Origin of the sequence: Nocardia aurea (assembly GCF_003123685.1) — a bacterium.
Taxonomy (GTDB): Bacteria; Actinomycetota; Actinomycetes; order Mycobacteriales; family Mycobacteriaceae; genus Nocardia; species Nocardia aurea.
Map to the genome: position 1 here is coordinate 154,315 of NZ_QCYJ01000144.1, position 13,175 is coordinate 167,489.

The 13,175-nt window shown below is 68.0% G+C and carries 16 protein-coding genes; 1 reads left to right on the forward strand and 15 read right to left on the reverse strand.

The features are described 5' to 3' along the window. Positions 1 to 13: 13 nt before the first annotated feature. The 10 genes from DAT37_RS37495 to DAT37_RS37540 all read right to left on the reverse strand — a co-directional run bounded on the left by DAT37_RS37495 (position 14) and on the right by DAT37_RS37540 (position 9,061). On the reverse strand, positions 14 to 1,078 hold the full coding sequence (locus DAT37_RS37495; RefSeq protein ID WP_109529673.1) for an NAD-dependent epimerase/dehydratase family protein: 1,065 nt from the start codon (positions 1,076 to 1,078) through the stop codon (positions 14 to 16). 108 nt (positions 1,079 to 1,186) lie between these two features. Then, complete coding sequence (locus tag DAT37_RS37500) at positions 1,187 to 2,308, reverse strand: winged helix DNA-binding domain-containing protein (protein ID WP_109529674.1); 1,122 nt, start codon at positions 2,306 to 2,308, stop codon at positions 1,187 to 1,189. A gap of 81 nt (positions 2,309 to 2,389) precedes the next feature. Continuing rightward, entirely contained in the window at positions 2,390 to 3,895 is a 1,506-nt protein-coding gene (locus DAT37_RS37505) for a PstS family phosphate ABC transporter substrate-binding protein (RefSeq protein ID WP_198654633.1), read from the reverse strand. 126 nt (positions 3,896 to 4,021) lie between these two features. Next, positions 4,022 to 5,086 (reverse strand): PHP domain-containing protein, encoded by a 1,065-nt coding sequence (locus tag DAT37_RS37510; protein WP_109529675.1) that lies wholly within the window; start codon positions 5,084 to 5,086, stop codon positions 4,022 to 4,024. A gap of 5 nt (positions 5,087 to 5,091) precedes the next feature. Then, a complete protein-coding gene (locus DAT37_RS37515) occupies positions 5,092 to 5,673 on the reverse strand; it encodes a dihydrofolate reductase family protein (RefSeq protein ID WP_109529676.1) in 582 nt (193 codons plus the stop codon). Positions 5,674 to 5,737: 64 nt separating this feature from the next. Continuing rightward, the gene (gene mutM, locus DAT37_RS37520; protein WP_109529677.1) at positions 5,738 to 6,598 is read right to left on the reverse strand and encodes a bifunctional DNA-formamidopyrimidine glycosylase/DNA-(apurinic or apyrimidinic site) lyase; all 861 of its coding nucleotides are present in this window, start codon (positions 6,596 to 6,598) and stop codon (positions 5,738 to 5,740) included. Between the two features lies 1 nt (position 6,599). Next, positions 6,600 to 7,322: a ribonuclease III gene (rnc, locus tag DAT37_RS37525; protein ID WP_109529678.1), complete on the reverse strand. Its 723-nt coding sequence runs from the start codon at positions 7,320 to 7,322 to the stop codon at positions 6,600 to 6,602. 22 nt (positions 7,323 to 7,344) lie between these two features. Then, on the reverse strand, positions 7,345 to 7,527 hold the full coding sequence (gene rpmF / locus DAT37_RS37530) for a 50S ribosomal protein L32 (RefSeq protein ID WP_109529679.1): 183 nt from the start codon (positions 7,525 to 7,527) through the stop codon (positions 7,345 to 7,347). 66 nt (positions 7,528 to 7,593) lie between these two features. Beyond that, a complete protein-coding gene (locus DAT37_RS37535; protein ID WP_109529715.1) occupies positions 7,594 to 8,226 on the reverse strand; it encodes a YceD family protein in 633 nt (210 codons plus the stop codon). A gap of 88 nt (positions 8,227 to 8,314) precedes the next feature. Further along, positions 8,315 to 9,061, reverse strand: a complete 747-nt coding sequence (locus DAT37_RS37540) for a DivIVA domain-containing protein (protein ID WP_109529680.1) — start codon at positions 9,059 to 9,061, stop codon at positions 8,315 to 8,317. Positions 9,062 to 9,462: 401 nt separating this feature from the next. Between DAT37_RS37540 and DAT37_RS37545 the strand changes: the two genes are divergently transcribed. Further along, a complete protein-coding gene (locus DAT37_RS37545; protein WP_109529681.1) occupies positions 9,463 to 9,978 on the forward strand; it encodes a GtrA family protein in 516 nt (171 codons plus the stop codon). A gap of 82 nt (positions 9,979 to 10,060) precedes the next feature. Here the strand turns inward: DAT37_RS37545 and coaD are convergent, their stop codons facing one another. The 5 genes from coaD to DAT37_RS37570 all read right to left on the reverse strand — a co-directional run. After that, positions 10,061 to 10,549 carry a pantetheine-phosphate adenylyltransferase gene (coaD, locus tag DAT37_RS37550; protein WP_109529682.1) on the reverse strand — a complete coding sequence of 163 codons (489 nt, stop codon included), beginning with the start codon at positions 10,547 to 10,549 and terminating at the stop codon, positions 10,061 to 10,063. A 132-nt stretch (positions 10,550 to 10,681) separates the two neighbouring features. Next, positions 10,682 to 11,053: a VOC family protein gene (locus DAT37_RS37555; protein WP_109529683.1), complete on the reverse strand. Its 372-nt coding sequence runs from the start codon at positions 11,051 to 11,053 to the stop codon at positions 10,682 to 10,684. Positions 11,054 to 11,158: 105 nt separating this feature from the next. Continuing rightward, entirely contained in the window at positions 11,159 to 11,860 is a 702-nt protein-coding gene (locus DAT37_RS37560) for a helix-turn-helix transcriptional regulator (RefSeq protein WP_109529716.1), read from the reverse strand. 41 nt (positions 11,861 to 11,901) lie between these two features. Beyond that, complete coding sequence (gene rsmD / locus DAT37_RS37565) at positions 11,902 to 12,465, reverse strand: 16S rRNA (guanine(966)-N(2))-methyltransferase RsmD (RefSeq protein ID WP_109529684.1); 564 nt, start codon at positions 12,463 to 12,465, stop codon at positions 11,902 to 11,904. After that, the coding region (locus DAT37_RS37570; RefSeq protein WP_332873386.1) for a biotin/lipoyl-containing protein at positions 12,462 to 13,175 on the reverse strand (714 nt) is incomplete at its 5' end. The genes rsmD and DAT37_RS37570, both read right to left, overlap by 4 nt.

A 13,175-nucleotide genomic window follows, 5' to 3' on the forward strand; every position in this document is an offset into this window, starting at 1 on the left:
CACGCACCGAATCTCACACGCTCGGCGCGCAGACTCCCGCGCTTTCACGCAGCGGCTCGAAGGCGAAGCGGGCCAGACCGTCGAGCGGATCCACGGTCGCGACGAAACCCAGTGCGCGCGCGGCCCTTCCCGGATCGGCGACGATATGGCGCACATCCCCGGCCCGGTAGCCGCCGGTGACCACCGGTTCCGGTCCGCCGCGTGCCACGGCCAGGGTCGCGGCGACCTCGAGAATCGAGATCGGGCGTCCGGAGGAGATATTGAGCGCCTGGAAGCCGGGCAACGGCCGTTCGACGGCGGCCAGATTCGCGGCCGCGATATCGGCGACGTGCACGAAATCCCGCATCTGCCCACCGTCCTCGAAAACCCGTGGCGGCTGCCCGACCTCGAGCGCGGAGCGGAAGATCGCCGCCACCCCGGAATACGGTGTGTCCCTGGGCATATCTGGACCGAAGACATTGTGGTAGCGCAGGGCCGCGACCGTCGATCCGGTAGCGGCGGCCCACGCGGCCGCGTAGTTCTCCTGCGCGAGTTTGCTCGCCGCGTACAGACTTCTCGGCCGCAGCGGCGCGTCCTCGTCGACGGTGTCCCAGGTCAGCGATTCGCCGTCGGGGCCACGGTATTCGAAGATTCCGGCCGCGAGATCCTCCGGTCGACGAGAGGCGACCTCGACTCGGCCGCACCGCTGACCGAAATAGCGCCCCTCGCCGTAGACCACCATGGACGACGCCAGCACGAGCCTGCGACAGCCCGCCCGGTCCATGGCGGCGCACAGCACGGCGGTGCCGACATCGTTGTGACTGGCATAGGCGGGCGCGTCCTGCGCGCTCACGCCCGCGCCGACCACCGCGGCCTGGTGGCAGACCACGTCGATTCCGTGCAGTACGCCGTCCAACGCCGCGCCGTCGCGCACGTCGATTCGCGCCACACCCGGTGGCGCTGTCGCGTCGGGGCCGTGCGCGGCGGGCACCATGAGATCGATCGGGACCACCTCGTGTCCCGCGCCGGTCAGCGCGCGGTAGACGTGCGATCCGATGAATCCGGCCGCGCCGGTCAGCAGGACTCTCATGCCGCTCACCGGCGCGATTCCGGCCGGTGTACCGCGCCCATCACCACTCGCCGGTCTCGTGTCATACCCCGATCGTGCCCGGTCGTGCCGGGATGCGGGAGTACCCGCGCCGGAGCGTCAGATTTCGGTCACGGTTGCCGCGCCACCGCTGTGGTCCGTCACGACCACTTTTCCCTCCTCGCCGGGGGCGACGAAACCCAGCAGGGAGGCCGCCTCGGCGCGCACCGCCTCCTCGTCACCGGGGGTGAGCGGATGCCAGGGGATGACGCGGACGGTGGCGCCGTCCAGCGCCCACCGGCCGTGGACGAAACCGTCGACCAGGTACACGGGCACCCCCGCGGACGCCTCCGCGGCGGTGCGCGCGCGGTCCTCCTCGCTGATCATCCGGCGGCGGTCCTTGTGGCCGAGCAGGGCATTGTCGAAGGCGGGCAGGAAACGGACCGGCACGGGCAGGTCCGGATCGGCCAGTGGCGCGTCCTGGACGTCGAACAGCACCTTGTGCTTGTCGTCGGTGAAGACGCGCAGGCGGTCGCGCATATCGTCGATCACCTCGGCCAGCCTGGTGACACCCGCCCACGCCTGCATATCGGCGACGGTCGCCGGGCCGTAGGCGGCCAGGTAGCGCAGGATCAACTGCTCGGGGTCTGGCTCGGTGCCCATCGGGTCACCGATCCATTCGTCGGCCAGGCTCATCGTCACGTAGCGATTGCGCCACCTGCCCCACTCGCCGGTCTCGGGACCGTGCGCCATCGGTACCAGCATCTCCACCGATTCCGCGAGTCTGCGGGGCAGTCGATCGGGAAAACGCTCGGCGAGCAGCTTCCCGAAATCGCTACGGCTCAACGTCTTCCCCGCGAGAATCTCGCGTCCGACGGCGGCGAGTTCGTCGTGGTCGATACCGTCGATCTCGTCACGGAAATACGGTGCGCGCAGCGCCGCGTGCACGATCGGGCGCACCGTCGGGCGCAGCCAGCGGAAATCCTGCGCGGTGGCCAGGTGCACGGTGCGACGGATCATGGTGGAGCGCACCAGCTTCCGCTCGCGCAGCAGCGTCGCCAGCTCGTCGTGGTCGAAATCCGCCAGCCGCGACCACAATCCGACATACGGCCAGTTCGGTTCCTGCCCCTGCACGGCGACCACGTGCCGGACCAGCTCGAGCGGACCGATCGGGGACCGCTCGGCCAACATCTGACGCACCAGCAGGGTCCGGTTCAGCGCACGCAGCGAAAGTTCCGTCATGAATGAATCTTCTCCGACACCACCGACAGATCGGCGCGGCCACCGGTGCGCGGACGACGACATCGGCCGTGAACGCCCGATTCAGCGGTTCGGATCGCAACGTCCCGGTTCGATCAGCGCGCTGTCGCACGGCTCGTTCCCGTGTGCGCGCAGCACCTCGGCCCCGATATCGGCGGTCAGGTAGTGCAGGAAACTCGCCGCCAGGGAGTCGCCGGGCAGGTCACCGTTGCTGTAGGCGTACTCGACGCCCCAGAACGGATACGAGCGGTCGATGGCCCGCTGCCGGTCGGCGGCAACCCCGTCGACGGTGACGATCCGCATATCGGCCTTGCGGGCCTCGGCGAGTTCGCTGTAGCCGATGGCGCCGGGGATCTCGGCGACGGCCTTGTGCATATCCTTCGTCACCGGGACGTCGCAGTAGGTGCCCGCGGTGTCCTTGATCGCCGTACAGCTCTGGTGCGGACGTTCGGTCCGGCCGCCGCCGAGCATCCTGCGCTCGAACAGCGTGCGGGTGCCCGAGCCGGGTGTGCGATCCACCAGCACCACAGGCAGGTCCGGTCCGCCGATCTGATTCCACCTGGTGATCCTGCCCTGGAACAGGTCGTCGATCTGCTTCGCGCTCAGATCGGTGACGCCGAGATCCTCGTGCACGATCACGGTGAACATCGACAGCGCGAGCGGGCGCGCGAGCAGCGCCGGATAGCCGGGTCCCTTGGCGCCGTCGCTGATGGTGATCAGCGACGGGTCGGGGCCAGCCTCGGTCACGCGGTCCAGTCCGCGTTCGGTACCGGCGAAATCGAAGACGAATTCGGCCCCGGTGCAACGCTTCCCGTACTGGGCGGCGGCGTCGCGGATCACCGGCTCGAAAGCGGAGGAACCGACGACGGTCAGTTTTCCCGACGCGCAGTCGAGCGGATCGGGCCGCGGCTCGACCAGTGTGACGACGAACTGCACCACGATCACCAGCACCAGGAAGGCCATCAGCGCCAGCATCACCCGCGACACCCCGGTACGGCTCCTGGTCTCGGTGACGCGCCCGCGCCTGATCCCGCCGAGCAGAACCGGATCGGGATATTCGCCGCTGCCCTCCGAACGTTGCAGAATCGCGAGCACCTTGTAGTGATCGCCGCGATTCAACGGCACCTTGGGCAGGTCGATCACGCCGATGTGGCCGCCGGTGTCCTCTCGGACGCCGATACCGGAATTGGGGCCGAGGGAGTCGGCCAGATCCTGATCGCTGAGTTCGGTCACCGCCATGCCGACCACCCGTCGCTGCGGAAAGCGCAGGTGCAATCCGACCCGGGCGACCGGGGCCAGATAGTCGGCGGCCTCGATCGTCGAGGTTCCGCTGTTCTCGATCCGCACCAGCACGATCGACAGGTCGCGCATATGCGCACCGGCATCCCGGCGCAGCTGCGTCAGCACCCCGGGAAATACCGCTTCGACCTCACCGGTGACCGGCGTGTCCATCTGCACGCGATAGCCGAGCCTGCGGCGTCCGCCGATCACGAACTCCCACAGGAACGCGGCGACCGGTATCACGATACCGATCAGCGCCAGTATCGTGTCGACCGGAAAATCTCCCACCGACGGTTCCCTCCCCCGAAATTATTGCCACGCGAACTCGACTACCCCCGCGTGCCAACCATTTTCGAGCGGATTCGGCGACCCACCCGGTGGCGGTGTCAGTGTTCGGCGACTGTTCACGTCCGGTCAACCGGCGTCGGCGCGCGTCCAGGCGATCAGTCGCTCCACCGGCCAGGTGTTGATCACCCGATCGGGTGCGATGCCATTGGCCAGCGCGCGCTCACAGCCGTAACCCTGCCAGTCCAATTGCCCCGGCGCGTGCGCGTCGGTGTCGATGGCGAACAAGCACCCCATCTCGACGGCGAGCCGAATGAGCCGCGACGGCGGATCGCGGCGTTCCGGGCGGCAGTTGACCTCGACGGCGGTGCCGTACTGCCTGCACGCCTCGAACACCACTTCGGCGTCGAAACTCGATTCCGGCCGCGTCCCGCGACCGCCCTCGACCAGGCGTCCCGTGCAATGCCCCAGCACGTCGACATTCGGGTTCGCGACCGCGTAGACCATTCGCTTGGTCATCACCGCGGCATCGGCCCGCAGGTGCGAATGCACACTCGCCACCACGATGTCGAGTTCGGCCAGCAGATCCGCGCGCTGATCCAGGGTGCCGTCGTCGAGGATGTCGACCTCGATCCCGGTCAGTATCCGGAACGGCGCGACCCGCTCCCTCAGTTCGGCGATCACATCCAATTGGCGGCGCAGCCGATCCGCCGACAGGCCGTTGGCCACCGTGAGCCGGGGCGAATGATCGGTCAGCGCGCAGTATTCGTGCCCGAGCGCGGCGGCGACGCCCATCATCTCCTCGATCGGGCTGCCGCCGTCGGACCAGTCCGAATGGGTGTGCAGATCACCGCGCAGCGCGGCGCGCATCGATCGGCCCTCGACACCGATGGGAGTCGCGGCATCGCGCAGTTCGGTCAAGTAGGCGGGCACCGCACCGGAATACGCCTGCTCGATGACCGCGGCGGTCTTGGGCCCGATCCCCGCGATCTCCTGCCAGCTGTGCGCGGCCCGGTGCGTCTCCCGATCGTCGGTGGACAGACCGGCGACGATATCGGCGGCCCGCCGATACGCCTTCACCCGGTGTGTCTGCGCGCGTGCGCGTTCGAGCCAGAAACCGATTTCACGCAGCGCTTCCACCGCGCCCGGCGCCGCGGCCGGGCTCGGTGTGGCCGACGACTCCGGTCCGGCCACCGCGACTATCGAATCTTGCTGTACTTGATGAAGGCCACCCCGTCCTCGAAGACCCGGCTGGTGATCACCCGGTACCGGGTGATGTCCGGCAGCCTGGTCCCCACACCGAACAGCGGCTTACCGTGCCCGAGCACGATCGGATACAGCTTGAGGTAGATCTGATCGATTTCCGGCAGCAGCGCCTGCGCCAGCTCCCCGCCGCCGCACAGCCAGATTCCGAGCCCCGGCTCCCGCTTGAGTTCGCGTACCGTCGCCAGTGGATCCCGTGCGATCAGCTCGACCGCGGGATCGGGATTCTCCGGCAACGTCGTGGACACCACGAACTGCCGCAGATGGGCGTACGGACTCGAGGTGCCGGTACGCACGCCGAAATCGTGCGTCTTGCGACCCATCAGCACCGTGTCGAAGCTGGCGTTGCGTTTGTCGATCCCGCGCGCCTCGCGCACCTTGGTCGGCAGCGTCTCGGGATACTGCGCGGTGATCGCCGGACCGTGGTCGCCCCCGACCGGGAAGAAGTCGACCGCTCCGTCCTCGGTGGCGATGAATCCGTCGATCGTGGATGCGACGTAATACGTGAGCTTGCGCATAAATCCTTCCTCCAACGACCGGACCGATATCCCGACCGCCTGAGGAAACGGTAGCTCGCTCGGCTCAGCGGTGGTGAGGCTTGCGCTGGCAGCGCGGGCAGGAGTAGGAAGACCGGTTCATGAATCGCTCGCGCACGATCGGGGCGCCGCAGCGGCGGCACGGTTCGTCCTCGCGGCCGTATACGGCCAGTGAGCGCTCGAAATAGCCGGATTGCCCGTTGACGTTGACGTAGAGCGCGTCGAAGGAGGTGCCGCCCGCCTCCAGCGCGTCGCCCATCACGGCGCCGACCTCGGTGAGCAGAGTGCGCAAGGCGGGGCGCGTCAGCGCGGAGGCCGGACGATTGCCGTGGATGCGAGCGCGCCACAGCGACTCGTCGGCGTAGATGTTTCCCACCCCCGAGATCACGGTCTGATCCAGCAGCACCCGCTTGATCTCGGTGTTCTTGGCACGCAGCGCGGCGACGGCCGCCTCCTGGTCGAACAGCGGATCGAGGGGATCGCGCGCGATATGGGCGACCGGTTCCGGCAGCAGCGATCCACCCACCTCGACCAGCGGGGCGAGCGCCCAGCCACCGAAGGTGCGCTGATCGACGAAACGCAGTTCGGCGCCGTCGTGCAGGGCCGCGCGGATATGCGCGTGCTTCTCCACCGGCGCGACGGCGGGCTGCACCAGCATCTGCCCGCTCATACCCAGGTGCACGACCAGCGCGGTATCGGGTTCGTCGAAGGTGAGCCAGAGATATTTGCCGCGACGTCGCGCGGATTCCACGCGCAGCCCGGTCAGCCTGGCCGCGAGATCCGCGGCGCCTTCGAGGTGGCGACGTACCGACCGGGGATGGGTCACCGTCACCGATTCCACGGTGCGGCCGACCACATGTGCGGCGAGTCCGCGCCGCACCACCTCGACCTCGGGAAGTTCTGGCACGTCAGGCGTCTGCGGTCAGCGCCCGATAGGCGGCGCCCGCCGCCTTCTGCTCGGCTTCCTTCTTCGACCGGCCGACGCCCTGCCCGTAGTAGGCACCGCCGATCACCGTCGTCGCCGTGAATTCCTTGTCGTGATCGGGGCCCGTCGAGGTGATCTCGTAGCTGGGCACGCCGATACCGCGTTCGGCGGTGAGCTCCTGCAGGCTGGTCTTCCAGTCCAGGCCCGCGCCCATCCGCGGTCCGCGTTCGAGCAGATCGGCGAACAGGCGCAGCACCACTTCGCGCGCCACGCCGATACCGTGCTCGAGATGCACGGCGCCGAGCAGCGATTCCATGCCGTCGGCGAGGATGCTCGGCTTGTCCCGGCCTCCGGTGAGCTCCTCGCCCTTGCCGAGCAGCAGGTGCACACCGAGACCGCCTTCGCCGAGACCCCGGGCCACCTCGGCCAACGCGTGCATGTTGACCACGCTGGCACGCAACTTCGCCAGTTCACCCTCGGACTTGTGCGGGTGCTCGTGATAGAGCCGCTCGGTGATGCTCAGGCCGAGCACCGAGTCGCCCAGGAATTCCAGGCGCTCGTTGGTCGGCAATCCGCCGTTCTCGTAGGCGTAGGAACGGTGGGTGAGGGCGAGCCGCAGGAGATCCGGCCCCACCTCGACACCGAGTGCCTCGAGCAGGCTCGCGTGTTCACCGGTCGAACCGGCTTCGTCCTCGCTGACGGCCACGTCGATACGAATGATCGAACCGTCAGACAGCGGAGGTGACCTGACGGCCCTTGTACGTGCCGCAGGACGGGCACGCGATATGCGGCAGGGTCTTCTCACCGCAGGCGCGGTTCGGGCAGGTGATCAGGGTCGGCGCGGTGGCCTTCCACTGGCTGCGCCGCGACCTGGTGTTGGAACGGGACATCCGGCGCTTGGGAACGGCCACGACTACTTCTCCTCTGTCCTGTGTGCATGCCATGGCGGTGTTCGCCACGGCGGCTGACTGGTGTTGCTACTGATGGTCCGGCTCGGCCGCGCCCGTATCGGGGCCGGCGCTGCCGGACGATTCGGGGGCGAATTTCGCCAGCCCGGCCCAGCGAGGGTCAAGTATCTCATGCCCGTGATCGGAACCCGCAATCGCCATCCTGACACCGCATTCCGGGCAGAGCCCGGCGCAATCCGGCGTGCACAGCGGCTGCAACGGCAGTTCCAGACCGAGCTGGTCGATGATCACCGGCTCGAGATCGACGGTGTCGTCGACCAGGCGATAGACCTCGTCGTCCTCGGTGGTCTGCTCGGTGGCGCTGTCCGGGTAGGCGAACAGTTCGGTGAGGTAGAGCTCCTGCGAATCCGTGAACGGTTCCAGGCAACGCGAGCACTCCCCCGCCGTCGGCGCGGTGACCGTTCCGGTGACGAGCACGCCCTCCGAGACCGCCTGCAGACGCAGGTCGAGTTCGACCTCGGCGCCCTCGGGCACCGCGATCATCTCCAGTCCCAGCCGATCGGCGGCGACCGCCGTCCTCCGGAGTTCTTTCATGGTGCCGGGCCGCCGACCGAGGCTGCGCACATCCAGCACGAATGCCGCGTCCGGCTCGCGGCGCTGGGCCGCGTGCGAACGCGATGTGGAACCGGAACCGGCGGGCATCACGAACTCACTCACGATCGAAGGGGTCTGGGCAACCACTCGACAATACGCGAGGTGACCCGAGCGAATCAAAACGGCCCAGGGCCGACTACCGGCGGAAATCGCCCGCGTAGTCGGGTGAGCCGGTGCCGGAACGCAACTGGTGCCGACCCCGGCCCACCGTGCGCAGCGTCGTGCTGAGCGTCTCCTCCAGATCGGCCAGCGTCGAGTCGACGTAGTGGTCGCATTCGTCGCGCATCCGGTCCGCCTCCTCCTGGGCGCCGTCGATGAGGCGCGCCGATTCCGCGTGGGCGGCTCGCACCACCTCGGTCTGGGCGACCAGCCTGGCCTGTTCGGCCTTGCCCTCGGCCACGGAGCGCTCGAAGGAGGCCTTACCGGCCTCGATCATGCGATCGGCCTCGGCGCCCGCCCGCCCGGTGACGGCCTCGAATTCGGCATTGCCTTCCGCGACCACGCGATCGGCCTCGATCTGGGCGGACTCGACCAGGTGATCGGCGTGCGCGCTCGCCTCGGCGACCATGCGATCGGCGTGCGCCTTGGCATCGGCCAGCATCCGGTCGGCTTCCTCGCGGGCCGAACCGATGGTCCGCTCGGCCTGCTCGTTGGCGCCGGTGACCGTGGATTCGGCCGCGTTGCGGGCGTCGGTGACGATCTTGTCGCGATGATCGAGGACGTCCTGGGCGTCGTCCAACTCACCCGGTAGCGCGTCGCGCACGTCGTCGAGCAACTCCAGCACATCACCTCGCGGCACGATGCAACTCCGGGTCGGCGGTATGCCACGCGCCTCCTCGACGATGGCCACCAACTCGTCCAGCGCTTCGAATACGCGATACATGCTGACTACCCCGCTCTCGTACAGGCCTTCGGGCGAAACATTCCGCCGAGCCCAGTGTGCCCCTCATCACGGCCCGTGCCGAGTCACTTTCCGGCGTGTCACCGCCAGTGTCTCGCAGACCACACAAAATCAAGTGGAGACCACCTCTCCGCTTCGTGTTACATTTTTACCGAGGGAGATCCCGACAAGATCTTCATAAGAGAAGTACAGGCCCCGACCGGAACCGTGGGACTGAGAGGAGGCCGACGGTCGGAACAACCCTTCCCCTATACCGATTGACCAGTTCGCGTTCGCATTGGATCCTTGACGTGCGCACGACGAACGGAACACCCGGTGGTGGGAAGGAAGCGATGACCATCGCCGTTGTTCCAATCGAAGGCAGAGTGTGGATCGGATAGACCATGACCGTTCTGGAAGTACCGCGGACACCGATGTTGCCCGCAGGCATGTACACGCCGTGGGTGGGGCCGAACACGGTCCTGGACACGGCGCCGGTGACGCGTCGCATCGGTCGGATCGCCGGATACCTGCGCGGTGATCGGGCCTTCGCCCAGCTGATCCGATTCGCGGCGGTCGGGGGATCGAGCAATATCACCTACGTCCTGCTGTTCTTCGCCATGCACGGCGTCGGTCCGCTGATCGCGAACGTGGCGGGTTCGGTCGTGAGCACCGTCATCGCCAACGAACTGCACCGTCAGCTCACCTTCCACGCGGCCGGTCGCGTCGGCTGGTTCACCGCGCAGTGGGAGGGCGGCGGTCTGGCACTGGTCGGACTCGGCATCTCCACCGCGGGACTCGCCGCCCTGGAAGTGTGGGCGCCCGGCCTCGGCGACAGCATGCAGGCGGCCGCCGTACTCGCCATCACCGCAGCGGTCGGCGGTATGCGCTTCCTCGCTCTGCGCGGCCTTGTCTTCTGAACGCCGCTACTGCGACCGCTCGAACCGACAGATCCGCCCCGGCTCCGTGATCGGGAGCCGGGGCGGATCCGTGTCCGGGCACCTATCCCTTGTTCCGTTCCGCCAGCCGTGCCAGTAGCCGCTTGTGCACCAGCGGCGGCAGCATGTCGGTGACATCGCCGCCGTAGGACGCGACCTCTTTGACAAGGGAACTGGACAGATAGCTGAACGAGGGGTTGGTGGCGATGAAGAAGGTGTCCACCCCGGACAGCTTCTTGTTCATCTGCGCCATCTGCAGTTCGTAGCCGAAATCACCCGCGTCGCGCAGGCCCTTGATGATGGCGCCGATACCCTGCTCCCGCGCGAAATCCACGAGCAGGCCCTGCCAGGACTCCACCCGCAGGTTGGGCAGATCCGATGTCGCCTCGCGCAACATCTCCATCCGCTCCTCGACGGTGAACATCCCCTGTTTCTTGGGATTGATCATGACGGTCACCACGACCTCGTCGAATTGTGCCGACGCCCTGGCGAATACGTCGATATGTCCGTTGGTCACCGGATCGAAGGATCCGGGGCACAGTGCTCCAGCCATGGGCCGACCGTAGCAGCCGCGAGGCCGCCCGCGCGCCCGCCACTTCCGAGGACGACGGGTCGCCGACGCCGAGACGGGCGGGACACGACGTCGCTGTCGTGTACGCCGCCCGATAGCCGCGCGGGTCGTGCGTTACGAGCCGGGGGTGAAAACGCCGAAGTTGTTGCCGGACGGGTCGAGGATGTGGGCGAAGACGAGTCCGTCCTTCGCGGTGGTCGGCGGGACCAGGACCTTGCCGCCGTATCCCTCGGCGGCGGCGACCGTGGCCGCGACATCGCGGACCAGAACGACGAAGGTGGCGTGATTGGCGCTCGCGTCGGCGGAATGCATGATCCCGCCGCTCGGTCCCTGGCCGCCGGGGTAGGTGATGAGGTCGTATCCGTCGGTGTTCGGATCCGGGGTGAAATTCCACCCGAACAGATCGCCGTAGAACTTGCCCACCTCGGCGGGCTTGTCGCTGCCGATCTGGAACCAGGCGACCGTGTTCTCCGCGGGCTGTGTCATCTCGCTCCTCCTGGAGTGTGGATATGTGGATGCTGACGTGCCCGTTCACGATCTCCCGCCCCGGCGACAACCCTATGTCGGTGTTTCCGAGCCGATTCCACCGATTCAGAAGCCGACCGCGCGCACCACGCGGTCGGGCGGCGCGGCGGCGGTGGGGTCGAGGAGGCGGCGTGGGAACGGCGCGTCCGTCATCGTCACCGCGCGGATCCGATCGAGGCGGAAACACCGCGAGTTGTCGCGCAATCGGCACCAGGCCACCAGGTACCAGCCGTTGACGCCGTCGACGAACGCCATCGGTTCGACCTCGCGCGCGCTGTGCGCTTCGAATCTGTCGGTGTAGTCGATGCGCAACACCCGCCCGATCTCGATGGCGCGCTCGATCACGGCCGGAATCTGCTCGGCGGGTGGCTGGTCGGGCCGTTCCACGCGCCGCACACACGCCACAAGATCACGCGCGGCCTCGGCGTCGGTTTCCCGCATCACGGCGAGGATCTTGCGCAGCGCGCTGCGCCCGGCGTCGGCGAACGGCGTGGCACGGCTGTTGTCCAGTGCCACCGCGAGGGCGACGGCCTCGGCCGGGGTGAAATTGAGCGGCGGCAGCGACATGGTCTTGTCCAGCGCGTAGCCGCCGCGCCTGCCGACATCGGCGTAGACCGGAATACCGGCCTGCTGGAGTGCGGTGATATCCCGTTCGATGGTGCGGATACTCACCTCGTACCGCTGCGCCAGTTCCCGCGCGGTGCGCAGCCGCGGCGCGACGGCCCTGAGTTCTTCGACGATGGCGTACAACCGATCCGTGCGGTTCACGCGCACACGGTAGCCCCCGGTACCGACAGATTCGGTGCGGCTCAGTCCACCGGATCGTATTCCGCGAGTTCGATCCGCGTTTCGCCGTATTTGCGCGGCTTCGCGGCGATATACCCGGCGGGCCACGCTATTTCGGGCGAACGGACCGAACGTTCGACGACGACCAGCGCGCCCGCCGCCAGCCACCCTCGAGCGGCCAGCGCGACGAGATCGGCGACGACGGCCGCGATGTCCACGTCGTAGGGCGGATCCGACAGCACCAGATCGAACAGGCCGGCACCGCCCTGTTCGAGAACGGCGGCGACGGTGCCCACCCGCAGTTCCGCGCCCGGCAGGCCGAGGTCGGCGATATTGCCGCGCACGATCGTGGCGGCTCTGCGATCGGATTCGACCAACAGCGCCAGCGCCGCCCCGCGCGAGAGCGCCTCCAGTCCGAGCGCACCCGACCCCGCGTACAGGTCGAGCACCCGAACCCCGTCGAAATCGATCCTGGCGTCGAGTGCGCTGAAAAGCGCCTCGCGCACCCGGTCGGAGGTGGGCCGGGTACCCGAGGGCGGCACCCGCAGGCGCCGCCCGCCCGCCGAACCGGCGACGATCCGTGTCATTCGCTCGCGGACTCCGGTACCGACACCTCGATGAGCAGGTCGCCGCCTTCGACCTGCTGGACCTTGCCGATCGCCACGCGGGTGACCGTGCCCGAGCGCGGCGCGGTGATCGCGGCTTCCATCTTCATGGCCTCGATGGTGGCGATGGTGTCGCCGGTGCTGATGGCGTCGCCTTCGGAGACCGACAGGGTGACCACACCCGCGAACGGGGCGGCGACATGTTTCGGGTTGGTCTTGTCGGCCTTCTCCGCGGCCGGGACTTCGCTGGAGATGGAACGATCACGCACCGCGACCGGACGCAACTGCCCGTTCATGATGCACATGACCGTGCGCATCCCGCGCTCGTCGGGCTCGGAGATCGCCTCGAGACCGATGAGCAGGGTCACGCCCTTCTCCAACTGCACCCGGTGTTCCTCGCCACGGCGCAGGCCGTAGAAGAACTGGTTGGCCGAGAGCCCCATCGTGTTGCCGTACTTCTCCTGATGCGCCAGGAATTCCGAAGTCGGGCCGGGGAACAGCAAACGGTTCAACGTGGCGCGACGCTGTTCGGAGGTTCCCGCGAGCCCGGCCTCGTCGGTCGGGGTCAGCGGGGTTTCGGGTTTGGCCGGTCCACGGCCTTCCAGCGCGCGGGTGCGGAAGGGTTCGGGCCAGCCCCCGGGTGGGGTGCCGAGTTCGCCGCGCAGGAACCCGATCACCGAGTCCGGGATGTC

What these genes read in the sequence shown, in the direction of transcription:
- DAT37_RS37500 (WP_109529674.1), bottom strand. Translation starts at nt 2,308, where the DNA reads ATGACGGAACTTTCGCTGCGTGCGCTGAACCGGACCCTGCTGGTGCGT.
- DAT37_RS37515 (WP_109529676.1), bottom strand. Translation starts at nt 5,673, where the DNA reads ATGCGCAAGCTCACGTATTACGTCGCATCCACGATCGACGGATTCATC.
- DAT37_RS37535 (WP_109529715.1), bottom strand. Translation starts at nt 8,226, where the DNA reads ATGCCCGCCGGTTCCGGTTCCACATCGCGTTCGCACGCGGCCCAGCGC.
- DAT37_RS37540 (WP_109529680.1), bottom strand. Translation starts at nt 9,061, where the DNA reads ATGTATCGCGTATTCGAAGCGCTGGACGAGTTGGTGGCCATCGTCGAG.
- DAT37_RS37545 (WP_109529681.1), top strand. Translation starts at nt 9,463, where the DNA reads ATGACCGTTCTGGAAGTACCGCGGACACCGATGTTGCCCGCAGGCATG.
- coaD (WP_109529682.1), bottom strand. Translation starts at nt 10,549, where the DNA reads ATGGCTGGAGCACTGTGCCCCGGATCCTTCGATCCGGTGACCAACGGA.
- DAT37_RS37555 (WP_109529683.1), bottom strand. Translation starts at nt 11,053, where the DNA reads ATGACACAGCCCGCGGAGAACACGGTCGCCTGGTTCCAGATCGGCAGC.
- rsmD (WP_109529684.1), bottom strand. Translation starts at nt 12,465, where the DNA reads ATGACACGGATCGTCGCCGGTTCGGCGGGCGGGCGGCGCCTGCGGGTG.